The sequence below is a fragment of the Pseudomonas sp. ADAK7 genome (assembly GCF_012935675.1).
In the GTDB taxonomy this organism is placed as follows: domain Bacteria; phylum Pseudomonadota; class Gammaproteobacteria; order Pseudomonadales; family Pseudomonadaceae; genus Aquipseudomonas.
In genome coordinates this window covers 4,420,399-4,442,788 of record NZ_CP052861.1, presented here as the reverse complement: position 1 = coordinate 4,442,788, position 22,390 = coordinate 4,420,399, and the positions used below count along the sequence as shown (strand labels likewise).

Below are 22,390 nucleotides of genomic sequence, written 5' to 3'. Positions count from 1 at the left end.
CGAGGTCTGCGTTTCAATCTTCGAATCGGATCGGGCATTTCTCTGCCCCTTCCAGCTTCCGCAACTCCTCCACCACTGGCGGCCGCGCTCCGCGCAATGTCAGGCTGCGATCCTGTTTGAGCAATCGCCGCGCTTCCTGATGCAGCATCTCCACCCCCGAATAGTCGATAAAGTTGATGTGCTGCGCCTCGATCACCACGCGTGCACCGTGCATCCGTTGCAGGCGCACTTGCAGGTAATGGCTGGCGCCAAAGAAGATCGACCCGCCGACCCGCAGAATGTCTTCATCGCCGTCGCGCCAGTGCTGCACTCGCGGCTGCGAGGTGCGCTTGAGGTAGAAGAACAGCGACGCCAGCACCCCTGCGTAAATCGCCGTCTGCAATTCCAGCAGCAACGTCGCGACACAGGTCAGGGCCATGACCACGAATTCGGCACGACTGACCCGCAGCAATGCGCGAATGCCGCGATGGTCCACCAGCCCCCAAGCGATCAGCAGAATGCTGCCGGCCATGGCCGGGATCGGAATGTGCGCGATCAACCCGGCGCCGAAAATGGCGAACAGCGCCACCCACAACGCCGAAAACACCCCGGCCAGCGGCGAGCAGGCGCCCGCTTCATAGCTTAGACCCGAGCGAGTGAACGAGCCGGCCGACAGCGACCCGGAAAAAAACGCACCGACGATATTCGATAAACCCTGTGCGCGGACTTCCTGGTTGGCGTCGAGCAATTGCTGTGAGCGGGCCGACAGCGAGCGGGCGATCGACAGACTCGTCACCAACCCGAGCATTCCGACTGCTACGGCACTCGGCAGCAGACGCAGGATCAGTTCGAGGTCCAGCGGCAGCGCGCTGAAGGGCGGTAATCGTCCGAAAAACGCGCTGACCAATTTCACATGGCCGAACATCGACGGCCACAGCCACACCAGCAAACCGCTCAAGACCAGGGCGATCAACAACGTCGGCCAGCGCGGCAAGAGCTGCTTCAAGACGATACCGACCACCACCGTGGCCAGGCCCAGCACCAGCGAAGGTTTATCCACAGCCCCGAGATGAGAGAGCAACGTCACCAGGCTGTTGAGCGCCGTGGCCTGGTTGGGCAAGTCCAATCCCAGCAGGTTGGGCATCTGCCCGATGGCGATCACCACTGCCGCGCCGAGGGTGAACCCCAGCACTACCGAGTGCGAGACGAAATTCACCAGCGCGCCGAAGCGCAGCATGCCCAGCAACCACTGGAAAATGCCGGCCAGCAGTGTCAGCAACAGGATCAGGGTGATGTAGTCCTGGGATGCAGGCACGGCCAGAGGACTGACGCTGGCGTACAGGACGATGGAAATGGCCGCCGTAGGACCGCAGATCAAATGCCACGACGAACCCCAAAGGCAGGCGATCAGCACCGGGATGATGGCGGCATACAAACCGTATTCCGGTGGGAGACCGGCGATCAGCGCGTAGGCAATGGATTGCGGCAGCGCGAGAATTGCACCGCTGAGGCCGACGATCAGGTCGCGACCGACGCTGGCGCGGGTCTGCCGGGGCAGCCAGCTGAGAAACGGGAAGAGTGAATGGCGGCTGGGGAAGGCCATGGGTCCTCTCAGGTGGGAGTTTGCGCAAGGGTAGCAGGACGAGACTGATCGTTCCCACGCTCCGCGTGGGAATGCCGCCATGGACGCTCCGCGTCCGCTTCGGGAAGTGACGCGGAGCGTCACGGGATGCATTCCCACGCGGAGCGTGGGAACGATCAGCGTTGAGAGTTAAAGCTTGGCCTTCACCGCCCCCAACGCATCCTTGCCATCCACGGTCTTCACCCCATCCAGCCATTTATCCAGCACCGCCGGGTTGGCCTTGATCCACGCCTTCGCAGCCTCGGCATTGCTGACCTTCTTGTTCACCACCTCGGCCATGATGCTGTTCTCCATTTCCTGGGTGAAACTCAGGTTGGTCAGCAGCTTGCCCACGTTCGGGCAGGCCTGTGCATAACCTTTGCGGGTCAGTGTATAAACCGCGCCGGTGTCACCGAAGTACTTCTCGCCGCCCTTCAGGTAATGCATTTTCAGCTGCACGTTCATCGGGTGCGGGGTCCAGCCAAGGAAGGTCACGAACTTCTGTTTCTTCACCGCGCGGGACACTTCGGCCAGCATCGCCTGCTCGCTGGACTCGATCAGCTTCCACTGGCCCAGTTCGAAATCGTTCTTCTTGATGATGTCCTGCAGCGAAATGTTCGCCGGCGCGCCAGAGCCGATGCCGTAAATCTTCTTGTCGAACTTGTCGGCGTATTTGTTCAGGTCGGCAAAGTTATGCACACCCGCGTCCCACACATAATCCGGGACCGCCAGCGTGAATTCGGTGCCATCGAGGTTTTTCGCCAGTTGCGTGACATCCCCGGTGGCCACGAACTTGTCGTAGAAGCCTTGCTGCGCCGGCATCCAGTTACCCAGGAACACATCGACCTGCCCATCCTTCAACCCGCCAAAGGTAATCGGCACCGCGAGGGTGTCGACCTTGGCCTTGTAGCCCATGCCGTCCAGCAGAAACCCGGTGATGGCGTTGGTTGCGGCGATGTCGCTCCAGCCAGGATCGGCCATTTTCACCGTCTCGCATTGATCGGCATAAACCGACGCACTGCCCAGAGCCAGCAGCCCGACCGTCAGTACTGTGGATAACCTTTGCATGGACTTCCCCTTCACATTATTGGTTTTGGCAGGGTTGTGGATAACGTGCTTTGCGCTCCAGATCATCAAGGTCGATGTGGTTGCGCATGTACTGCTGACTGGCGTCCACCAGCGGCTGGTGATCCCAGCTCTTCAGCTTGCCGATGGTCAGGGCCTCGGCGACGAAACGCCGGCGCCGTTGGCTATCGAGCACCTGTTGGTGGATCGCCGGAATATTCCATTTGGCCCGGGCTTCGGCGAGAAAATCGTCGAACAGCTGGCGATGTTGCGGCGATTGGCTGAGTTCTTCCTGCTCACGCGGGTCGTTGTGTACGTCGAAGAGTAGACAAGGGTCGTCTTCGCTGTAGATGAATTTGTAGGCGCCACGGCGGATCATCATCAGTGGGCTGATGGTGCCTTCGGCCATGTATTCGCCGAACACTTCGTCGTGACCACCCTGCCCTTGCAGGTGCGAAACCAGCGAGCGGCCGTCCAGCGGCAGATTGGCTTCCAGCGTTCCGCCAGCCAATTCGACGAAGGTTGGCAGCAGATCCGCCGTGGAAACCGCCGCGCTGACCCGACCTGCCCCGAACTGCCCCGGCGCACTGATCAACAGGGGCACGCGAGCAGCCATCTCGAACCAATGCATTTTGTACCAGAGGCCTCGTTCGCCGAGCATGTCGCCATGATCCCCGGAGAAAACGATGATCGTGTCGTCGATCAAGCCCGTTTCTTCGAGGGTTTGCAGAAGTTTGCCGACGTTGCTGTCGATATAGCTGCACGCTCCGAAGTACGCCCGGCGTGCGTCGCGAATCTTATCCACAGGCAGTGGCTTGTCCCACAGGTCGTAGACCTTGAGCAAACGCTGGGAATGCGGGTCGAGTGCAGCCTGGGCCGGCGTTGTAGGCAACGGGATATCTGCGTCGTCGTACATATCCCAAAACGCCTTGGGAATGGTGTACGGGTCGTGTGGGTGCGTCATCGACACGGTCAGGCAGAAAGGCTGGTCGCCGTCCTCGCGGATGTGGTCGAACAAGTACTGCTGGGCCTTGAACACCACCTCTTCGTCGAAATCCAGCTGATTGGTGCGCACACACGGCCCGGCTTGCAGCACCGACGACATGTTGTGATACCAGGTCGGCCGCACGTCCGGTTCGTCCCAGTTCACCGACCAGCCATAGTCGGCCGGGTAAATGTCACTGGTCAGGCGTTCTTCATAGCCGTGGAGCTGATCCGGGCCGCAAAAGTGCATCTTGCCCGACAGCGCCGTGCGGTAACCGAGGCGCCGCAGGTAGTGGGCGTATGTCGGAACATCGGCGGGGAAATCGGCCGCGTTGTCGTAGGCGCCGATCTTGCTCGGTAACTGCCCGCTGACCAGGGTAAACCGCGACGGCGCGCACAACGGGCTGTTGCAATATGCGGCGTCGAACACCACGCCTTCGGCGGCGAGGCGGCTGAGATTCGGGAGTTTGATTGGCGAAGGACCGTAGAACGGCAACATTGGCGCGGCCATCTGATCGGCCATGATGAAAAGAATATTCTTGCGCTTCATGTGATCGCGGCATTCCATAGTGAATATTTATGCGAGAGTGCTGCGATCGAGCATGAAGTCCATGCAGTTTGTGGTAAAGCCCATGCAAGGCAATGACTAGGATAAGCACAGCTTATGTATGACGCCCTTGGTGATTTGTCTCTGGACCTGCTGCGTGCCTTCGAATCGGCGGCCCGTCAGCACAGCTTCACCGCCGCAGCGGTGGAGCTCGGCACCACGCAGCCGGCGATCAGTCAGCAGATCAAACGGTTGGAGGAACAGCTCGGCACCCGGCTGTTCGACCGTATCTATCGCGGCATTGAATTGACCGAGACCGGCATGATCCTTTTCGAGCAGGTTCAGCTCGGTTTGCAGAATATCGACGCAGGATTGACCGCGATCAGCGCACAGCAGTCCCATGAGGTGTTGCAGGTCGCCACTGACTTCGCCTTCGCCGCCTATTGGTTGATGCCGCGCCTGCACCGCTTTCACGAAGCCAATCCGCAGGTGGATGTCAGTCTGGTGACCAGCGAACGCAATCACAACATGTTGCGCACCGATATTGATGTGGCGGTGCTGTTTGGCGACGGGCGTTTTAAACAGGGCGAAAGCCATTGGCTGTTTAGCGAAGAGGTGTTTCCGGTGTGCAGTCCGTTGTTGTTGAAGGAGCGCGCCCTGCCCTTGCCGGTCCAGTCGCTGCTGGATTTGCCGCTACTGCACCTGCGCGGTGAAAACAGCAGCAACTGGTTCGACTGGAGCGGCGTGTTTCGTGAATTGGGGATAACGTCGGCGCCAGCGCCGGGGCAACTGCGTTTCGACAATTACACCTTGTTGATCCAGGCTGCGATTGGTGGTCAAGGCGTCGCCATCGGCTGGCGCCACCTTGTGGATAACTTATTGGCCCAAGGGTTGTTGTGCCGGCCGATTGCCGACACGGTGATTTCCAGGTTGGGTTATTACGTTGTGCTGCCCCAACGCAAACGCCGTGGCGTGTTGATTAAACAGTTTGTGGATTGGTTGATGGCGGAACAGGCCAGCAGTGCGCAATCGCTGACGGGCCTGGCCCTGCCGTCTATTGCGGTGTAGGGCCTGCTGCCACAAAACTCACATGTTCCCCGAGATGCAGATTCAACCGCATCTCATCGGCTATACCGACGGCCACCCGATTCAACCGCTCAAGCGGTTCGGCCAACCCCGGCTCCAGGCTGCTGCTGATCTGGCTGAAATGCTCGATGGTCAGCCCGGCCACCCCGCGCGGTGCGTCCACCAACGTCCAGTGCAGGCCGCTGCTTTGCAGGGCTTCGAGGATTTCTTCGGCGGCATGGTGTTGCAGGTCGTCCTCGACTTCCGGTTCGTCGAGTTCGGCAAAATCCCCCACCACAAAAAGCCGGCCAATGCCGGCGGCTTGCATCCCGTCGATCAACGCATCCACCGCCAGCACTTGCTCGACTGGCCCGGGCACGATGGTTTTTTCCACATGCTCGCTGTTGATCGGCAGCCCTGGCGCGTCCAGCAGACAGATCACCACCGAACACCCGGCTACGCTTTGCTTGACCCGTTCAGCGTCGAACAGATCGCCGTTCTTGGTGCGCAGGCCAGGCCGCGGCGCCAGTGCCGTCAGGTCATCGAGAATCGCGATCACTTCATGCTGGCGCCGCAGCATTTCAGCCATCAGCGCACTGCCCAGGCTACTCATGGCACCATAGAGCACCACTTTCACCACCGGGGTTTCGGCATTTTTCATGGCTGAGTTCCTTGTTTCCTACCTATATGGCGTGTGACCCGTAGGAAGCGGTGAGGGTTCTACCGGGTTTTTTCGAGAGGTTCAGATGCAGCAGATCAGCGGCTACCACGCTCACGTCTATTTCGACGCCAGCACCATCGACCAGGCCCGGGCCTTGTGTGAGCAGGCCGCAAAGGTGTTCCCGTTGAAAATGGGCCGCGTGCACGAACGCCCGGTCGGTCCGCACCCGGACTGGAGCTGCCAGTTGGCGTTCGGGCCGGAACTGATCGGCGAGGTGTTGCCGTGGCTGGCGCTCAACCGCAAGGGGTTGGTGGTGTTCCTGCACCCGGACACCGGCGATGACCTGCTCGACCACACCGAACACGCGGTGTGGATGGGCGCGATCCGGCCGTTGAACCTGTCTATTTTCTGATCAGATCTTTTCCTCGGCTTCACTGGGCAGGTGTTCATCCAGGTGCAGCCAGGGCAAGCGACTGTCGGTCCAGATGTGCCGGTCGGCCGGGGCCTGCTCCGGGTGATCGAGGGTGGCGATGGTCAGGTCGATGCTCTCGGGGCTGAGCTGCGTGATCAGGGCAATCTGCGCCCCACAGGTCGGGCAGAAATATCGCACGCAGCTTTCGGAAGAGTTGTACTGCGCCGGTTGCCCCGCCAGCCATTTAAACGTGGCGCTGGGCACGGTGATCCAAGTGGTCACGATCCCGCCGCTGACCCGGCGGCAAATCGAGCAATGACAGTGGGCGATGTCGTGCAACGGCCCGCTGAATTGATAGCGCAGATGCCCGCAATGGCAGCCGCCCGTATGAATCTTGCCCATGTATTTTGCCTCCTGCCCCGTGTTTCGGGACGTTGAGCCCGTCCGACGACCGGTTGCACATCCGGTCAATGCTTTCAGCGGCGAAAGCTGGCTGAAAGCTTTGCCCATTAGGATCGCCCCCACTACCGGCAACAGACCGGTTGGCCACTGCCTGTGTTTTATCGCTCGCATGGCCCAATTAACAACAACAATGGTGATTCTGATGTCTTCCGCTACCCGCCGCTTTGCCGCAACTCCCCCCGTACGCCTCGTGCTTCCCGTTCTGCGCTGACCCCCCCGGTTCGCCCATTCCCTAGCCGCGCTACGCCTGGAGTATTCCCATGCTGACTTTCCTTGGCTTTGCCATGGTCATCACGTTCATGTTCCTGATCATGACCAAGCGCCTGTCCGCGCTGATCGCCCTGATCATTATTCCAATCGTCTTTGCCCTGTTCGGCGGTTTTGCGCCGAAGATCGGCCCGATGATGCTCGAAGGCATCACTAAGCTTGCGCCGACCGGCGTGATGTTGATGTTCGCGATTCTGTATTTCGCCCTGATGATCGACTCCGGCCTGTTTGACCCGGCCGTGCGCAAGATCCTCAAACTGGTCAAGGGCGACCCGTTGAAAGTTTCGGTCGGTACCGCCGTTCTGGCGCTCGTTGTTTCCCTCGATGGTGACGGCGCGACCACTTATATGATTTGCGTGGCCGCCATGCTGCCGCTCTACAGCCGCATCGGCATGAGCCCGCGAATCATGGCCGGCCTGATCATCCTCGCCGGCGGCGTGATGAACATGACGCCATGGGGCGGCCCGACCGCTCGTGCGGCGAGTGCGCTGCACGTCGATCCGTCGGACATTTTCGTGCCGATGATTCCGGCGATGCTGGCTGGTGTGGTGGCGATCCTGGCGATTGCCTACTTCTACGGTAAACGTGAGCGCGCGCGTCTGGGTGAATTGCACCTGGCGGGCGACGAGGTGGACCACAGCGAAATCAGCGTTTCGCAGTTCCCGGATGCCCGTCGTCCGAAACTGATCTGGTTCAACGGCGCCCTGACTCTTGCCCTGATGGGCACCCTGATCGCCGGCCTGTTACCGCTGCCGGTGCTGTTCATGGTGGCTTTCAGTATCGCGATGATCGTCAACTACCCTTGCCTGCAACAGCAGAAGGACCGTGTCGCGGCCCACGCCGGTAGCGTGCTGGCAGTGGTCGGTTTGATCTTCGCGGCGGGTATCTTCACCGGTATTCTGTCGGGCACGGGCATGGTTGATGCCATGTCGAAAAGCCTGTTGGCGGTGATCCCGGATTTCCTCGGCCCGTACCTGGCGGTGATCACGGCGCTGGTGAGCATGCCGTTCACCTTCTTCATGTCCAACGATGCATTTTATTACGGCGTGTTACCGGTGCTGGCCGAAGCCGCCAGTCATTACGGCATCACTGCAGTGGAAATGGCACGTGCCTCGATTGTCGGCCAGCCCGTCCACCTGCTTAGCCCGCTGGTTCCATCGACTTATCTGTTGGTGGCCCTGGCCGGTATTGAATTCGGTGACCACCAGCGCTTCACCCTGAAATGGGCCGTGCTGGTGTGTCTCTGCATATTGGTTGCAGCGTTGCTGATGGGGATTTTTCCGGTTTTCAGCACTCTATAAACCAAAGACTCACGCCGACGGGGCCGCGCTTCGCGGGTTGAAGCCCGGACTCTTCGGTGTTTAACACTCGCTCAAAGGATTACATATGGAATGGCTGACCAACCCTGAAATCTGGGTTGCCTTCTTCACCCTGACTGCCCTGGAGATCGTCCTGGGCATCGACAACATCATCATGATTTCGATCCTGGTCAGCCGCATGCCCAAGCACATGCAAAAGCGCACCCGGATTTTCGGCCTGGCCCTGGCCATGGTCACGCGGATCCTGTTGCTGCTGTCGATCACCTGGGTCATGCGCCTTACCGCCGACCTGTTCGAAGTGTTCGGCCAGGGCATTTCCGGGCGTGACCTGATTCTGTTCTTCGGTGGTCTGTTCCTGCTGTGGAAGAGCTCGCAAGAGATGTACCACGCGCTGGAAGGCGAAGACGAAACCAACGAAGAGCCGGGCGGCAAGGGCGGCAACTTCCTCTACACCATCATCCAGATCGCGATCATCGACATCGTGTTCTCCCTGGATTCGGTGATCACCGCCGTCGGCATGGTCTCCCACGTTCCGGTCATGGTCGCGGCGATCATCGTCGCCGTACTGGTGATGATGTGGGCTTCGGGCAACATCAGCGAGTTCATCGACAAGCACCCGTCGCTGAAAATGCTGGCGCTGTCGTTCCTGTTGATCGTCGGTACCGTGCTGATTGCCGAGTCCTTCGACGTCCACGTACCAAAAGGCTACGTCTACTTCGCCATGGCGTTCTCGCTGGCCGTGGAAGCGATCAACATCAAGATGCGCACCGCAATTGCGAAAAAGAAGAAACAGCAGGACCCAGTGAAACTGCGCAAGGACATTCCGGGTCAATAACCCGAATACCGCGCAACCCGAAAGGGGCCTTCGGGCCCCTTTTTCATCTCCGCATCAAGCTGTTTTTATGACAGTTTTGTTTCAATCACTTCTTTAGCTATGCGATGCTGGCGCCCAGACCGTTAGCCAACTACAGCTTAAGTACAGAACGTAGAACGTCGCGCGGCACCGTCAACTTGTCCCTTTGGGACGCTACCACCACAGGGGGCCCAGCATGCTGACCCTGCTCAATTTGCTTTCTGCCGTGACCTTGCTGATCTGGGGCACGCACATCGTCCGAACCGGCATCCTGCGGGTCTACGGTTCCAATCTGCGCCATGTGATTGGCCAGAACATGTCCAAACGCGGGCTGGCGTTCATTGCCGGCATTGTCGTGACCGCCATGGTCCAGAGCAGCAACGCCACGGCGATGCTCGTCACTTCCTTCGTCGGCCAGGGCCTGATGGCGCTGACCCCGGCCCTGGCGACCATGCTTGGGGCCGACGTCGGTACCGCGCTGATGGCGCGAGTACTGACGTTTGACCTGTCGTGGCTGTCGCCGCTGCTGATCTTCCTCGGGGTGATTTTCTTCCTGTCGCGCAAACAGACCCGCGTTGGACAAATGGGCCGGGTCTCCATCGGCCTGGGGCTGATCATCCTCGCGCTGCAACTGATCGTCGAAGCCGCCGCACCGATCACCCAGGCGCAAGGGGTGAAGGTGATCTTCGCCTCCCTGACCGGCGATATCTTGCTCGATGCCCTGGTCGGTGCGCTGTTCGCGATGATTTCCTACTCCAGCCTGGCGGCGGTGCTGTTGACCGCAACCCTGGCCGGTGCCGGCGTGATCAGTTTGCCCGTGGCCATTGGCCTGGTGATCGGCGCCAACATCGGCAGCGGCGTGCTGGCCTTCATGAGCACCAGCATGCAGAACGCCGCCGGCCGTCAGGTGGCGCTGGGCAGCCTGCTGTACAAACTGATTGGCCTGTTGCTGATCATTCCGGTACTCGACCCGTTGGTGCACTGGATCGACAGCCTGGACTTCAGCTCGCAGGAAATGGTCATCGGCTTCCATCTGCTCTACAACACCACGCGTTGCCTGATCCTGTTGCCCAGCGTCGGACCGATGGCCAAGCTCTGCGCCTGGCTGTTGCCGGAGCGGCCGGAACTCAACGGCATGGCCAAACCCCGCCACCTTGATGCCACTGCGCTGGTCACCCCGAGCCTGGCGCTGGCCAACGCCGCCCGGGAAACCCTGCGCATTGGCGACCTGATCGACAACATGCTCGAAGCCATGCTCGACGTGCTGCGCGGCAAACAAACCGCGGTCACCCAGGAAATGCGCCGGCTGACCGACGATGTCGAAGCGCTCTACAGCGCGATCAAACTCTACCTGGCGCAGATGCCCCGGGAAGACCTCAGTGATCAGGACAGCCGGCGCTGGGCGGAAATCATTGAACTGGCGATCAACCTCAAACTCGCCAGCGACCTGATCGAACGCATGCTGCGCAAGGTGCAGCAACAGAAGACTTCGCAACGCCGCTCGTTTTCCGAAGTCGGCTTGGAAGAGTTGGCTGGCCTGCACAGTCAGCTGATTTCCAACTTGCGCCTGGGGCTGTCGGTGTTCCTCAGCAGCGATCCGGAAAGCGCCCGCCAGTTGCTGCGTGAGAAACGTCGCTTCCGCGCACAGGAACGCCGCTTGGCCCATGCCCATGTCAGCCGTTTGCAACGTAAGATCGTGCAAAGTATCGAAACCAGTTCGTTGCACCTGGAGCTGATCGCCGACATGAAACGTTTGAATTCGCTGTTTTGCAGCAGCGCCTACGCGGTATTGGAAACGTCCGACACTGGAGCATTGGCGGCTGACGATTTGGCTGACATCACACATTCGCCTTGAACGTCTGGCGGTGTGGTCAGTCAGTAACAGTGGTTCAGCCTGGAAGCTTGTTATGCGTTGCCTGTTGTTCGCCTGTCTGTTGTTCGGTTCATTCCCCTCGTTCGCCCTGGATCGTTTCCAGGTCGAAGGCTATGCGCTGCCCAATGGTCTGCAATTGCTGCTAAAGCCTGGCAATGATCGTGGGCATGTAGCGATTCGTCTGGTGGTCGGGGTCGGCATCGATGACTTCAACTGCGATGACAAGGAACTGCCGCACCTGCTCGAACACTTGCTGTTCAGCGGCATCGACGCCAGCGGCGAAGGTGGTCTCGAGGAGCGCATGCAGGCCTTGGGCGGTGAGTGGAACGCCTTCACCAGTAACGCCGACACCACCTTCGTCATCGAAGCTCCGGCGAAAAACCAGCGCAAGGTCCTCGACCTGCTGCTGGCGCTGCTGACCCAGACCCGATTCGACGACAACGCGATCAACGCCGCCAAGCAAGTGGTCGAGCGCGAGGACGGCGGCCATTATTCGCACCTGCAGCGCTGGATGGATCGTCAGGACCTGGGCCACACCGCCAGTAATCAACTGGCCGTGGAACTGGGCCTCAAATGCCCCGAGCGGGCCGAAGTCGATAACCTGACCCGCGAACAACTGGATAAGGTGCGCAAAGCCTGGTACGCGCCCAATAACATGACACTGATCGTGGTCGGCGACCTCGACAAGTTGCTGCCGGCCTATCTGGAACGGGCCTGGGGCCCGCTCGAGGCGGTCGATCCTTCCGAGCATTTGCCGTTGCCGGACATCAAGACCAGCGCCGCCCATGAGCGCAGTCTGATTCACGGTTTTGTTGGCGGTGGCGCCAAGTTGCATTGGCTGGTGCCGGAACCGGTGCTGGAAGATATCCCCGATCAAACCTTCGACTTGCTCAAGGATTATCTGGACTGGGCGCTCTATCGCCAGATGCGCCTGGCCCATGGTTTGTCCTACGGCCCGTGGGCCGAGCGCGAATTGTTCGGCAGCGTCGGTTTCATGAGCCTGAATGCCGACCTTGAACGCGAAAACGTCGCCGAAGCCGAGCAAGTGCTGGAGGACATGAAGGCCGAGCTGCTCAAGAACGGCCTCGATGCCGAGACCTTCGACCGCCTCAAGCAGGCCGCCATCGCTCGCCAGTCCTGGGCCGTGCAAGGCAACAGCGCCCTGGCTGATTATTACTGGAGCGCATTGGGGGATTACGAGGATGGGCGTTTCACCAACCCGGCCAAGGAACTGCAAGGGGTGACGCTGGAAGAAGCGAACAAAGCCATGCGCGAGTTGCTGCTGCAACCGGGGTATTTGCGGATCGAGAAGCCGTTGATCAGTGATGATCAGTTGTTGTGGGCGTTGGGTGCGGTGTTTGGGTTGCTGGTGCTTGGGGTGCTGGGTTTGCGCACTTATCGCCGAGTGCCGCGACCCAAGTAGCAGCTGCCGAAGCCCGGGTACGGTTTGTAGCAGCTGCCGAGGCACGAGGCTGCGTTCGGCTGCGAAGCAGTCGTCAAACCTGAGCGCACGGTCTCCCAGAAACACCACGCCGCCTGATTTCACGACTGCTTCGCAGCCGAACGCAGCCTCGTGCCTCGGCAGCTGCTACAAGCCGAACGCGGCCTCGTGCCTCGGCAGCTGCTACGAGCCGAACGCAGCAGCTGCTACGAGGGCTAACGTCGCCTCTCGCCACACCGACTCGCCAGCGTTACCCTGTCGAGGATTTTTCCTACGACTAGTGTGAACCGCCGAATGCCTACCCTGCCCCTTATCGTCCAGCGCGGTCTTGAATTGATGAAGCGCTATCCGGGGGTCATTGCGCTCGGTGGTTTTATCTCCGGGGTCGGCAGTTTCATGCTGGTGGATCGCCAACAAGGCCTGGCGACCTGGATCACCACCATCATGCTGATCAGCTGGATCTGGCTGATGCTGGAAAACAGCCTCACCAAGCTGTTCGCCAAAGTCTTCAAACGCGAAATCCCCCAGCCGCTGCTGCGTTACGCCACGCAGATGATTCACCAGGAAAGCCTGTTTTTCGTCCTGCCCTTTTTCTTCATCACCACCACCTGGAACAGCGGCCAACTGTTCTTTACCGGATTGCTGAGTATCGCGGCGCTGATATCCATCACCGACCCGCTCTACTACAAATGGCTGGCCCCACGGCGCTGGGCGTTCCTGGCGCTGCACACCCTGACGCTGTTCGCCGCCCTGCTCACCGCCCTGCCCGTCATCCTGCACCTGACGACGTCCCAGAGCTTCAAGCTGGCCCTGGGCATCTCCGTCGTGCTGTCGTTCCCGAGCCTGGCGTCGATCTTCCCGATTCGCACCGTGCGTAACGCCTTGGCGATCCTGAGCATCACGCTGGGCATCGGCGCCCTCGGTTGGGTGCTGCGTTCGTGGGTGCCGCCGGCCACGTTGTGGATGACCGACGTCGCCATCAGCACGCAAATGCAGGACCGCACCCCCGGCGAAAGCCTGGACGAGGTCAGTGCCGAGCAAATTCGCGGCGGCGGGCTCTACGCCTACACCGCAATCAACGCCCCGCGCGGCTTGGATGAGCGGATTTATCACGTGTGGCAGTTCAACGGCAAAGAAGTCGACCGTATCCCGCTGGATATTCACGGCGGGCGCAAGGAAGGCTACCGGGCCTGGACCCACAAGCAGAACTTCCCCGGCAACCCGGCGGGTAAATGGCAGGTCCGGGTGTTGACCGAAGATGGCCAGGTGATCGGCGTCCTGCGCTTCGTGGTCACGGACAGCACACCGATCAAAGAAAAGTAATCCGGTTCGTGCTATTACGTAGTTCTGCGTAACAGCCGAACAAGCACGGAGCTTATGACCAGCAGCACATTGCCCGGCAGTGCCCAACTGGACACCTCCCACACCCCCGCACAATTGCGGGTCACGGGTGACTGGACGCTCGCCCATTACGCTGACCTCAAGCGCCTGGGCGACAAGCTGCGCGGCCAGTACGACGACAGCACTCACATCGACCTCAACGGCCTCGGCGCGCTCGACACCGCCGGCGCCTCGCTGCTGGTGGAGTTGCTTGGCTCCGAGCGCCTGGGCCGATCGGCTGAACACCCCGAATGCACAATCTCCAGTGCCGATCGCGCGTTGCTGCACACCGTCTACTGCTCGCTGACCGATTTCTGCGTACCGCTCAAGGAACAGGAAACCAGCACTGGCATTCAACTGCTGACCCGCATCGGTCGCGCCGTCGACACCGTCTGGCAAGACACCCTGCAACTGCTCGGCTTCGTCGGCCTGATCCTCGAAACCATCGCCCGTGGGCTGTTCCGGCCCAAGCGCTGGCGCATCACGCCGATGGTCGCGCACATCGAACAGACCGGCCTCGACGCGGCGCCCATCGTCGCCCTGCTGACCTTTCTGGTGGGCGCGGTGGTGGCGTTTCTCGGGGCGACGGTGCTGGCCAGTTTCGGCGCGAGTATTTTCACTGTCGACCTGGTGGCGTTCTCGTTCCTGCGCGAGTTCGGCGTGTTGCTGACCGCGATCCTGATGGCCGGCCGCACCGCCAGTGCGTTTACCGCGCAGATCGGCTCGATGAAGGCCAACGAAGAAATCGACGCGATCCGCACCTTGGGCCTCGATCCGATGGAATTGCTGGTGGTGCCGCGTGTATTGGCGCTGCTGGTGGCGCTGCCGATGCTGACCTTTCTGGCGATGATTTCCGGGATTATCGGCGGCGGCGTGGTCTGCGCCGTGTCGCTGGGGATTTCCCCTGCGATGTTCCTCTCGCTGCTGCAAACCGATATCGGCGTTCAACATTTTCTAGTGGGGATCGTCAAAGCGCCGATCTTCGCCTTCCTGATTGCCGCCATCGGCTGCCTGGAAGGCTTCAAGGTCAGCGGCAGCGCTGAATCCGTCGGCGCCCACACCACGTCCAGCGTGGTCCAGTCGATTTTCGTGGTGATCGTGCTTGATGCCGTGGCCGCGTTGTTTTTCATGGAGATGGGCTGGTGAGTCGTCTACCCCGAGCGCCCTCCGAGGCGGTGATTGAAGTGCGCGGGCTGTGCAATCGCTTCGGCAGCCAGAGCGTGCATGAGAACCTCGACCTCGATTTGTACAAGGGCGAAATCCTCGCAGTGGTCGGTGGCTCCGGCAGCGGCAAGTCAGTGTTGCTGCGCAGCATCGTTGGCTTGCGCCAGCCCAGCGAAGGGGTGGTGAAAGTGTTTGGCAAGAATCTGCCGACGCTGTCCGAACACGAACGCTCGATGGTTGAACGGCGCTTCGGCGTGCTGTTCCAGAAAGGCGCGCTGTTCTCGTCGCTAACCGTGACCGAGAACGTCGCCCTGCCCCTGATCGAACACGCCGGCCTCAGTCGCGCCGACGCCGAGCACCTGGCTGCAGTGAAACTGGCGTTGGCCGGGTTGCCGCTGTCGGCGGCGGACAAGTACCCGGCGTCCCTGTCCGGCGGCATGATCAAGCGCGCGGCGCTGGCCCGGGCCTTGGCGCTGGACCCGGACATCCTGTTTCTCGACGAACCCACCGCCGGCCTCGATCCGATTGGCGCCGCGGCTTTCGATCAACTGATCCTGACCCTGCGCGATGCCCTGGGCCTGAGCGTGTTTCTGGTGACCCACGACTTGGATACGCTTTACACCATCACCGACCGGGTGGCGGTGCTGGCGCAGAAGAAAGTGCTGGTGGCGGACGCCATCGACAAGGTCTCGGAAACCGACGACCCGTGGATTCACGAATACTTCCATGGCCCACGCGGCCGCGCGGCGCTGACAGCCGCTCAACAGCTTAACGAGGTCTGACATGGAAACCCGAGCCCATCACGTATTGATTGGCCTGTTCACCGTGATTGTGGTGGCGGGCGCCCTGCTCTTCGGTTTGTGGCTGGCCAAGTCCAGCGTCGATACCGAGTTCAAGGATTACGAAATCGTCTTCAACGAAGCGGTCAGCGGTCTGTCCAAGGGCAGCGCCGTGCAGTACAGCGGGATCAAGGTCGGTGACGTGGTGACCCTGCGCCTGGACCCGAAAGACCCGCGCCGGGTGTTGGCGCGGATTCGTTTGGGTGGCGATACGCCGATCAAGGAAGACACCCACGCGATCCTGGCGCTGACCGGGATCACCGGCACCTCGATCATCCAGCTCAGTGGCGGGACTCCGCAGAGTCCGAAACTCAAAGGCAAGGACGGTGAACTACCGACAATCATTGCATCGCCCTCGCCGATCGCCCGCCTGCTGAACGACAGTGGCGACTTGATGGCGGGTGTGAACATGCTGATGCACAACGCCAATCAGATGTTTTCTTCGGAGAATGTCGAGCGCATCAGCAAGACCCTTGAGCATCTGGAGCAAACCACCGGCACCATCGCCGACCAGCGTGGCGATATTCGTCAGGCCATGCAGCAACTGGCGTCGGTCGGCAAACAGGCCAACACCATGATGGAACAGACCTCGGCGCTGATGCGTAACGCCAATGGCTTGCTCAACGATCAGGGCAAGCAGATGTTCGGCAGTGCCGAGCAGGCGATGAAGTCGCTGGAACAGAGCAGCGCGACCATCAACACATTGCTGACGACCAATCAGGATTCCCTCAACAGCGGTATGCAGGGCCTCAATGGCCTGGCCCCGGCGGTGCGTGAACTGCGCGACACCCTGAGTTCGCTGCGGGCCATTTCCCAGCGCCTGGAAGCCAACCCCAGCGGTTACTTGCTGGGCAGCGACAAGAACAAGGAATTCACGCCATGAAGCTGACTCACCTCGCCCTCCTCGCCGGTTTTGCGCTGCTCAGTGCCTGCTCGATTTTGCCCAAGTCCGAGCCGTCGGATGTTTATCGTTTGCCCTCGGCGCAGAGCGGCGTGATGGGCAAATCCGGCGCGACGCAAGCGTGGTCGCTGCGTCTGGCCAAACCGCAGGCCAGCGAAATATTGAACAGCCCGAAAATCGCGGTGATCCCGCAGGGTGATGTGATCAGCAGCTACAAGGCTTCGCGCTGGAGCGATCCGGCGCCGGTGCTGCTGCGCAACCGCTTGCTTGATGGTTTCCAGCGCGATGGCCGGGTGACGTTGTTGAGCACCGACGACAGCAACTTCCAGGCAGATCTGGAGTTGGGCGGCAATCTGCAGGCGTTTCAGACCGAATATCAGGGCACTGCGGCCAGTGTGGTGATTCGTCTGGACGCGTTGCTGGTGCGCGGTTATGACCAGCGCATCCTCGCCAGTCGACGCTTCGAAGTGCGCCAGCCGCTAAACGATGTGCAAGTCCCGGCGGTAGTCACCGGGTTCGGCCAGGCCAGCGATCAACTGACCGCGCAAGTGGTGAACTGGGCGGTTGAGCAAGGGCAGAAAGCCGCGCCGCGCGTCAGGAATGCCGCCGATCCCCTGTAGCAGCTGGCGCAGCCTGCGTTCGGCTGCGAAGCAGTCGCTAAACCAGGCACCGCAATCCTCCTGATAGATCCGGGAGAATGAACTGACGACTGCTTCGCAGCCGAACGCAGGCTGCGCCAGCTGCTACAGGGATCTTTATTAACCAAAGAACCAATAACAAACCCCGATCGCACCAACCACCCCGGCAAACTCCGCCAGCAACGCACACCCCACCGCGTGCCGCGCCCGCTGGATCCCCACCGCGCCGAAGTACACCGCCAGCACGTAGAACGTGGTTTCGGTACTGCCCTGAATCGTCGCCGCCACCAGCGCCGGGAAGCTGTCGACCCCGGAAGTCTTCATGGTTTCGATCAGCATCGCCCGGGCGGCGCTGCCGGAGAACGGCTTGACCATCGCCGTCGGCAAGGCATCGACGAAGCGCGTGTCCCAACCGGCCCACTCCACCAGATGACGAATCCCGTCCAGCCCGAAGTCCAGCGCCCCGGACGCGCGCAATACGCCCACCGCACACAGCATCGCCACCAGGTACGGCAGTAGATTTTTCGCCACGTCGAAGCCTTCCTTCGCACCTTCGACGAACGCTTCGTAGACCTTCACTTTGCGTAGCGCGCCAATGATCAGGAACAGCATGATCAGGCCGAACAGCGTCAGGTTGCCGAGGATCGAGGACAGCCCCGCCAGTGCCGTGGCTGAGAGCGTCGCCAGCAGCGCCATGAAGCCACCCAGTGCCAAGGCACCGGGAATCAGATACGCAAGCACCACCGGGTCCCACAGGCGCAGGCGTTGCATGAACGCTACCGACAACAGGCCGACCAGGGTCGAGCAACTGGTGGCGAGCAGGATCGGCAGGAACACTAGCGTCGGGTCCGGCGCGCCTTGCTGGGCGCGGTACATGAAGATCGTCACCGGCAACAGGGTCAGGGACGAGGCGTTGAGCACCAGGAACAGGATCTGCGCGTTGCTGGCGACCGTGGCGCTGGGGTTGAGCTCCTGCAGCGCCTTCATGGCCTTGAGGCCGATCGGCGTCGCGGCATTGTCCAGGCCCAGGCCGTTGGCGGCGAAGTTGAGGGTGATCAGGCCGATGGCCGGGTGACCGGGCGGCACTTCCGGCATCAGGCGCAGGAACAACGGGCCGAGGGCCTTGGCCAGCCAGTCGACGATGCCGGCCTTCTCGGCAATCCGCAGAAAGCCCAGCCACAGGGTCAGGGTGCCGAACAGCAGGACCATGACCTCTACCGACAGCTTGGCCATGGCGAAGATGCTTTCCACCATCGCCGCGAAGATCCCGGCATTGCCGCCGATCAGCCACTGCGCCAGCGCCGACACGGCTGCGACGATGAAGAAGCCAAGCCACAGGCCATTGAGCATCAGTTAAATCCCCCGAAGAATGCGGCGAATGATAGCGGGGTCGCCAGAAACGACAAACCCCGGATTTCTCCGGGGTTTGTTTTGGCACTGCACTGATCCACTTACCCCCTGTAGGAGCGAGGCTTGCCCGCGAAGGCGGTGTGTCAGTCAACATAAATGTTGAATGTTCCAGCCTCTTCGCGGGCAAGCCTTACTCCTACAGGGGTGTCATCAGCTCTTGGAAACTTCACCCGCCGGCAATTTTTCCTTGCTGCGCCAGTGCGGCAGGGAGTTCCAGTAGCGCTCGCCCTTGGCATCGTCGTACATGCCTTCCCAGCGCGAGATAACCAGCACGGCCAGGGCATTGCCGATCACGTTCAGTGCGGTACGCGCCATGTCCATGATGCGGTCGACACCGGCGATGAACGCCAGGCCTTCCAGCGGAATACCGACGCTGCCCAGCGTGGCCAGCAACACCACGAACGACACGCCCGGTACACCGGCGATGCCTTTGGAGGTGACCATCAGCGTCAGCACCAGCAGCAATTGCTGGCTGATCGACAGGTCGATGCCGTAGAGCTGGGCAATGAAGATCGCCGCGATGCTCTGGTACAGGGTCGAACCGTCGAGGTTGAACGAGTAACCGGTCGGCACCACGAAACTGCAAATGGCTTTCGGCGCGCCGTAGGCTTCCATCTTCTCGATCACGCGCGGCAGCACGGTTTCGGAACTGGCGGTGGAGTAAGCCAGTACCAGCTCATCCTTGAAGATGCGCATCAGCTTGATCACCGAGAAGCCGAACAGCCTGGCGATCAGGCCCAGCACCACGAAGGCGAAGAAGGCGATGGCGAAGTAAACCAGCACCACCAGTTTGGCCAGTGGCAGCAAGGAAGCGAAACCGAAGTTGGCCACGGTCACCGCGATCAGGGCGAATACGCCGATCGGGGCGTAGTTCATGATCATGTGGGTGACTTTGAACATGCTCTCGGACACGCCCTGGAACATCTTCACCAGCGGCTCGCGCAGGTCCGATTGCAGGCTCGACAGACCGAGGCCGAACAACACGGAGAAGAAGATGATCGGCAGCATTTCGCCGCGGGCCATGGCCGCGAAGATGTTCGACGGGATCAGGTTGAGGATGGTTTCGATGAACGCGTGTTCATGCTGAACCTCGGCGGCCGTCGCCTGGTACTTGGAAATATCCACAGTACCCAGGGTGCTCATGTCGATGCCGGTGCCCGGATGGACCACGTTCGCCAGCACCAGACCGACCAGGATGGCGATGGTGGTAACGACTTCGAAGTAAAGGATGGTCTTGAGGCCGATGCGCCCGAGCTTCTTCGCATCACCCACGCCGGCAATACCGACCACCAGCGAGGAGATCACGATCGGGATCACGATCATCTTGATCAGACGGATAAAGATATCGCCCGCAGGTTGCAGGACGTTGCTGATCCACCAGGCTTTTTCGGCGCTGAAATGGTTGAGCAGCGCACCGATTGCTATCCCCAATACCAGACCGATGAGGATCTGCCAGGCGAGGCTAAGCTTTGCCTTCTTCATATCATTACCCTTACTTCAGTTGGACTCGGGCAGATGCGCGAACTGGAACGCTCAGTAGCGGAAAAGTTTGTGCATCTGCCCCCGTATAAGGTGCCCCGCGAGCACGTATTTACGGCTCTTCGGCAGGCGAAAAAAGGCGCAACTATTCCGATGCAAGGAAGCGACGTCTAATGCCGTAAACGCCTACCCTATGCCGAATCGGCATGAGCTTTTTTTTATGAAACTGACGTCCCAACCGGTTCGAATACGACATTTCGGCAGGCATAAGTGCCGTGAACCGGCCATTTCAGAGCAGGTTGGTTGTTTTTTAAACAGGTTGATTCAGGCAAAAACTTGGGAAATTTCCTACGTTTAGCGTCGAAAATTCATCGCAAGAAAGGCTTGGGTTTCTCGATATACGGTCGCGAAGAAACACCGCGAAACGGTTTTGCGGGGAATATGCAGCAGAGGGGAAACAACGGAGTGCTCTAGATCAACGTTTTGCACGTTGAAGCTCTTCGCAAGTCCGTCGAGCCGCTCGGGGCCGGCGAACTTGCGTCGCAGCTTTATTACCTGACCTGGCCCTTGCGCAAGCACTCCATGTGCCCGTAGGTCACTCCGACCCTGAAACAGTCAGAACGTCCCGACCCCTTGGTCATGCGCCTGCCTTCCTCGGGTGGCGCACTGGAAAGAAGCAAGGCTGCTTCTCTCGTGTTTCAAACTCAGTACCACTTAGGATCTTTTTTCAGTGTTTCCATCAAAAGATTCTGCATGCCTTCGTCAGGCTTCCCAAGGAAGCGGTAGTCGGCATGGCGCGTCGGTGACTTGTCGGCAGGCAGACCCGCTGGCACTTGCACCCACATCGCGTACGCATCTTTCTTGTCGAGACTGAATGCGAGGATCAAGCGATTGTTCAGGCAGGTGTCCTGTGCTTCACACAGTTGCCCGACCAAATACTTATCGCCGTCTTCAGTGACAGCATTCATTTGCTCGGATGTGCCGCTCAGGTTCATCACCCATTCCGGCAGACGCTCTTCCTTTTTAACGACTTTAGTCCACGTTTCACGGTACTGCGGGTCCGAGCTCAACAGCTCGTTGGCCCGCGCCTGGCCATCATTGGCCGCCATCGCCATGGCACTACCGCCCAGAAGCAGGGCGGCTGCCAGTGTCTTAAACAGAACGCTCATAGTCAGCCTCGACCACGACGGCCAAAGAAGAACGATGCAATGAACATCACCAGGAACACGACAAAGAGAATCTTGGCGATACCCGTGGCGGTGCCCGCGATACCACCGAAGCCCAATACGGCGGCGATGATGGCAATGATCAAGAATGTGATTGCCCAACTCAACATGGTGATTCTCCTTACGCTTCTATTTAGAAGTGGTGCTTATTAAAGGGTCATGCGTGTGGTGCTTTTCCCGGCGCAGCGATCGCGCCAAGTCCGGTGCTTAGAACACCCAACGTTCCTGACGGGGCATCTGATCCACAGGCTGGGCCTGGTCGACGTCCATCATTCGCATCGGGGCGCTGTCAGCGAGGTTGCTGCTGACGGCACTGAAGTGGGTCTGGGTGGCGTGTTGAATCGACAGGCGTGGCGCCTCTGGCTGCTGGCTCTGCTCCCAGCGGGCAAACTGCTGGCCGCCGATCAACGTGATCGAAAGGGCGAGCATGGCGAACAGGCCCTGCTGGATATGCAGTGGCGAGATACGCAGTTGCGCGGCACGTTGGCGATTCATCCTGTAGCTCCTCCACCTGGGTGGTCATCTTGTTGAGAGCGCTCATTCCGTGAATGCCCTGCGTTAACAAGACTATTGCAGCCTGCATGCCAGCTTTTCGTAAGAAAAAAATCTAATAAAATCAAATAGTTATGTTTGTGATGGAAATCGTTCCGCGCGCATCCTGCACGATGGACCTCTGGCGGTCGTGCGTAATGCACGAAAGATTCGCAGGAACTTTCAAAAATTTTGAATTGAGAGGAGGGCGTAGATGTCAGACGTTCACGTAGGCCATTGCCGAAATGCTGGTGTTTTTACAAAAAACTAATG

The 22,390-nt window shown here is 60.1% G+C and carries 21 protein-coding genes; 11 read left to right on the top strand and 10 right to left on the bottom strand.

Annotated elements, in window-relative coordinates; genetic code table 11:
* Positions 1-13: 13 nt before the first annotated feature.
* The 3 genes from HKK53_RS20360 to betC all read right to left on the bottom strand — a co-directional run bounded on the left by HKK53_RS20360 (position 14) and on the right by betC (position 4,199).
* Positions 14-1,582 carry a SulP family inorganic anion transporter gene (locus HKK53_RS20360; RefSeq protein ID WP_169372314.1) on the bottom strand — a complete coding sequence of 523 codons (1,569 nt, stop codon included), beginning with the start codon at positions 1,580-1,582 and terminating at the stop codon, positions 14-16.
* Between the two features lie 168 nt (positions 1,583-1,750).
* Entirely contained in the window at positions 1,751-2,668 is a 918-nt protein-coding gene (choX, locus tag HKK53_RS20355; protein WP_169372313.1) for a choline ABC transporter substrate-binding protein, read from the bottom strand.
* A gap of 16 nt (positions 2,669-2,684) precedes the next feature.
* Positions 2,685-4,199, bottom strand: a complete 1,515-nt coding sequence (gene betC / locus HKK53_RS20350) for a choline-sulfatase (RefSeq protein WP_169372312.1) — start codon at positions 4,197-4,199, stop codon at positions 2,685-2,687.
* A 114-nt stretch (positions 4,200-4,313) separates the two neighbouring features.
* Here betC and HKK53_RS20345 point away from each other — a divergent pair, with 114 nt between their 5' ends.
* Positions 4,314-5,264, top strand: coding sequence for a choline sulfate utilization transcriptional regulator (locus tag HKK53_RS20345; RefSeq protein WP_169372311.1), 951 nt, complete (start codon positions 4,314-4,316; stop codon positions 5,262-5,264).
* On the opposite strand, the gene HKK53_RS20340 is transcribed toward HKK53_RS20345, so the two are convergent.
* The gene (locus HKK53_RS20340; RefSeq protein WP_169372310.1) at positions 5,251-5,922 is read right to left on the bottom strand and encodes an NAD(P)-dependent oxidoreductase; all 672 of its coding nucleotides are present in this window, start codon (positions 5,920-5,922) and stop codon (positions 5,251-5,253) included. The two genes, HKK53_RS20345 and HKK53_RS20340, sit on opposite strands and share 14 nt — an antisense overlap.
* 85 nt (positions 5,923-6,007) lie before the next feature.
* Here HKK53_RS20340 and HKK53_RS20335 point away from each other — a divergent pair, with 85 nt between their 5' ends.
* Positions 6,008-6,334 (top strand): DOPA 4,5-dioxygenase family protein, encoded by a 327-nt coding sequence (locus HKK53_RS20335; protein ID WP_169372309.1) that lies wholly within the window; start codon positions 6,008-6,010, stop codon positions 6,332-6,334.
* Here the strand turns inward: HKK53_RS20335 and HKK53_RS20330 are convergent, their stop codons facing one another.
* Entirely contained in the window at positions 6,335-6,736 is a 402-nt protein-coding gene (locus HKK53_RS20330; RefSeq protein ID WP_169372308.1) for a GFA family protein, read from the bottom strand.
* Positions 6,737-7,056: 320 nt separating this feature from the next.
* On the opposite strand from HKK53_RS20330, the gene HKK53_RS20325 reads away from it, so the two are divergent.
* From HKK53_RS20325 to HKK53_RS20285, 9 genes are all read left to right on the top strand, one after another.
* Positions 7,057-8,364 carry a CitMHS family transporter gene (locus HKK53_RS20325; RefSeq protein WP_149659308.1) on the top strand — a complete coding sequence of 436 codons (1,308 nt, stop codon included), beginning with the start codon at positions 7,057-7,059 and terminating at the stop codon, positions 8,362-8,364.
* An 85-nt stretch (positions 8,365-8,449) separates the two neighbouring features.
* Positions 8,450-9,217, top strand: a complete 768-nt coding sequence (locus HKK53_RS20320; protein WP_169372307.1) for a TerC family protein — start codon at positions 8,450-8,452, stop codon at positions 9,215-9,217.
* Between the two features lie 214 nt (positions 9,218-9,431).
* The gene (locus HKK53_RS20315) at positions 9,432-11,090 is read left to right on the top strand and encodes a Na/Pi cotransporter family protein (RefSeq protein WP_169372306.1); all 1,659 of its coding nucleotides are present in this window, start codon (positions 9,432-9,434) and stop codon (positions 11,088-11,090) included.
* A gap of 52 nt (positions 11,091-11,142) precedes the next feature.
* Positions 11,143-12,531: a M16 family metallopeptidase gene (locus HKK53_RS20310; protein ID WP_169372305.1), complete on the top strand. Its 1,389-nt coding sequence runs from the start codon at positions 11,143-11,145 to the stop codon at positions 12,529-12,531.
* Between the two features lie 312 nt (positions 12,532-12,843).
* Positions 12,844-13,872, top strand: coding sequence for a DUF5924 family protein (locus tag HKK53_RS20305; RefSeq protein WP_169372304.1), 1,029 nt, complete (start codon positions 12,844-12,846; stop codon positions 13,870-13,872).
* Positions 13,873-13,926: 54 nt separating this feature from the next.
* Entirely contained in the window at positions 13,927-15,075 is a 1,149-nt protein-coding gene (locus HKK53_RS20300) for an ABC transporter permease (protein WP_169372303.1), read from the top strand.
* Positions 15,072-15,875, top strand: a complete 804-nt coding sequence (locus tag HKK53_RS20295; protein ID WP_054048044.1) for an ABC transporter ATP-binding protein — start codon at positions 15,072-15,074, stop codon at positions 15,873-15,875. Before HKK53_RS20300 ends, HKK53_RS20295 begins: the two co-directional genes overlap by 4 nt.
* Before the next feature lies 1 nt (position 15,876).
* The gene (locus HKK53_RS20290; RefSeq protein ID WP_169372302.1) at positions 15,877-16,815 is read left to right on the top strand and encodes an MlaD family protein; all 939 of its coding nucleotides are present in this window, start codon (positions 15,877-15,879) and stop codon (positions 16,813-16,815) included.
* On the top strand, positions 16,812-17,453 hold the full coding sequence (locus tag HKK53_RS20285; protein ID WP_169372301.1) for an ABC-type transport auxiliary lipoprotein family protein: 642 nt from the start codon (positions 16,812-16,814) through the stop codon (positions 17,451-17,453). Before HKK53_RS20290 ends, HKK53_RS20285 begins: the two co-directional genes overlap by 4 nt.
* A 138-nt stretch (positions 17,454-17,591) precedes the next feature.
* Here HKK53_RS20285 and HKK53_RS20280 read toward each other — a convergent pair whose 3' ends face one another.
* The 5 genes from HKK53_RS20280 to HKK53_RS20260 form a co-directional block, all read right to left on the bottom strand.
* Positions 17,592-18,821, bottom strand: a complete 1,230-nt coding sequence (locus HKK53_RS20280; protein ID WP_169372300.1) for a nucleoside recognition domain-containing protein — start codon at positions 18,819-18,821, stop codon at positions 17,592-17,594.
* A gap of 210 nt (positions 18,822-19,031) precedes the next feature.
* Entirely contained in the window at positions 19,032-20,363 is a 1,332-nt protein-coding gene (gltP, locus tag HKK53_RS20275) for a glutamate/aspartate:proton symporter GltP (RefSeq protein WP_169372299.1), read from the bottom strand.
* Between the two features lie 701 nt (positions 20,364-21,064).
* A complete protein-coding gene (locus tag HKK53_RS20270) occupies positions 21,065-21,529 on the bottom strand; it encodes an inhibitor of vertebrate lysozyme family protein (RefSeq protein WP_169372298.1) in 465 nt (154 codons plus the stop codon).
* A 2-nt stretch (positions 21,530-21,531) separates the two neighbouring features.
* Entirely contained in the window at positions 21,532-21,696 is a 165-nt protein-coding gene (locus HKK53_RS20265; protein WP_003177151.1) for a DUF1328 domain-containing protein, read from the bottom strand.
* 97 nt (positions 21,697-21,793) lie between these two features.
* Positions 21,794-22,081, bottom strand: a complete 288-nt coding sequence (locus HKK53_RS20260) for a hypothetical protein (RefSeq protein WP_123513275.1) — start codon at positions 22,079-22,081, stop codon at positions 21,794-21,796.
* Positions 22,082-22,390: the final 309 nt, after the last annotated feature.

What these genes read in the sequence shown, in the direction of transcription:
- HKK53_RS20335 (WP_169372309.1), top strand. Translation starts at nt 6,008, where the DNA reads ATGCAGCAGATCAGCGGCTACCACGCTCACGTCTATTTCGACGCCAGC.
- HKK53_RS20290 (WP_169372302.1), top strand. Translation starts at nt 15,877, where the DNA reads ATGGAAACCCGAGCCCATCACGTATTGATTGGCCTGTTCACCGTGATT.
- HKK53_RS20260 (WP_123513275.1), bottom strand. Translation starts at nt 22,081, where the DNA reads ATGAATCGCCAACGTGCCGCGCAACTGCGTATCTCGCCACTGCATATC.
- gltP (WP_169372299.1), bottom strand. Translation starts at nt 20,363, where the DNA reads ATGAAGAAGGCAAAGCTTAGCCTCGCCTGGCAGATCCTCATCGGTCTG.
- betC (WP_169372312.1), bottom strand. Translation starts at nt 4,199, where the DNA reads ATGAAGCGCAAGAATATTCTTTTCATCATGGCCGATCAGATGGCCGCG.
- choX (WP_169372313.1), bottom strand. Translation starts at nt 2,668, where the DNA reads ATGCAAAGGTTATCCACAGTACTGACGGTCGGGCTGCTGGCTCTGGGC.
- HKK53_RS20310 (WP_169372305.1), top strand. Translation starts at nt 11,143, where the DNA reads ATGCGTTGCCTGTTGTTCGCCTGTCTGTTGTTCGGTTCATTCCCCTCG.
- HKK53_RS20305 (WP_169372304.1), top strand. Translation starts at nt 12,844, where the DNA reads ATGCCTACCCTGCCCCTTATCGTCCAGCGCGGTCTTGAATTGATGAAG.
- HKK53_RS20360 (WP_169372314.1), bottom strand. Translation starts at nt 1,582, where the DNA reads ATGGCCTTCCCCAGCCGCCATTCACTCTTCCCGTTTCTCAGCTGGCTG.
- HKK53_RS20345 (WP_169372311.1), top strand. Translation starts at nt 4,314, where the DNA reads ATGTATGACGCCCTTGGTGATTTGTCTCTGGACCTGCTGCGTGCCTTC.
- HKK53_RS20325 (WP_149659308.1), top strand. Translation starts at nt 7,057, where the DNA reads ATGCTGACTTTCCTTGGCTTTGCCATGGTCATCACGTTCATGTTCCTG.
- HKK53_RS20340 (WP_169372310.1), bottom strand. Translation starts at nt 5,922, where the DNA reads ATGAAAAATGCCGAAACCCCGGTGGTGAAAGTGGTGCTCTATGGTGCC.
- HKK53_RS20285 (WP_169372301.1), top strand. Translation starts at nt 16,812, where the DNA reads ATGAAGCTGACTCACCTCGCCCTCCTCGCCGGTTTTGCGCTGCTCAGT.
- HKK53_RS20330 (WP_169372308.1), bottom strand. Translation starts at nt 6,736, where the DNA reads ATGGGCAAGATTCATACGGGCGGCTGCCATTGCGGGCATCTGCGCTAT.
- HKK53_RS20265 (WP_003177151.1), bottom strand. Translation starts at nt 21,696, where the DNA reads ATGTTGAGTTGGGCAATCACATTCTTGATCATTGCCATCATCGCCGCC.
- HKK53_RS20280 (WP_169372300.1), bottom strand. Translation starts at nt 18,821, where the DNA reads ATGCTCAATGGCCTGTGGCTTGGCTTCTTCATCGTCGCAGCCGTGTCG.
- HKK53_RS20320 (WP_169372307.1), top strand. Translation starts at nt 8,450, where the DNA reads ATGGAATGGCTGACCAACCCTGAAATCTGGGTTGCCTTCTTCACCCTG.
- HKK53_RS20270 (WP_169372298.1), bottom strand. Translation starts at nt 21,529, where the DNA reads ATGAGCGTTCTGTTTAAGACACTGGCAGCCGCCCTGCTTCTGGGCGGT.
- HKK53_RS20300 (WP_169372303.1), top strand. Translation starts at nt 13,927, where the DNA reads ATGACCAGCAGCACATTGCCCGGCAGTGCCCAACTGGACACCTCCCAC.
- HKK53_RS20315 (WP_169372306.1), top strand. Translation starts at nt 9,432, where the DNA reads ATGCTGACCCTGCTCAATTTGCTTTCTGCCGTGACCTTGCTGATCTGG.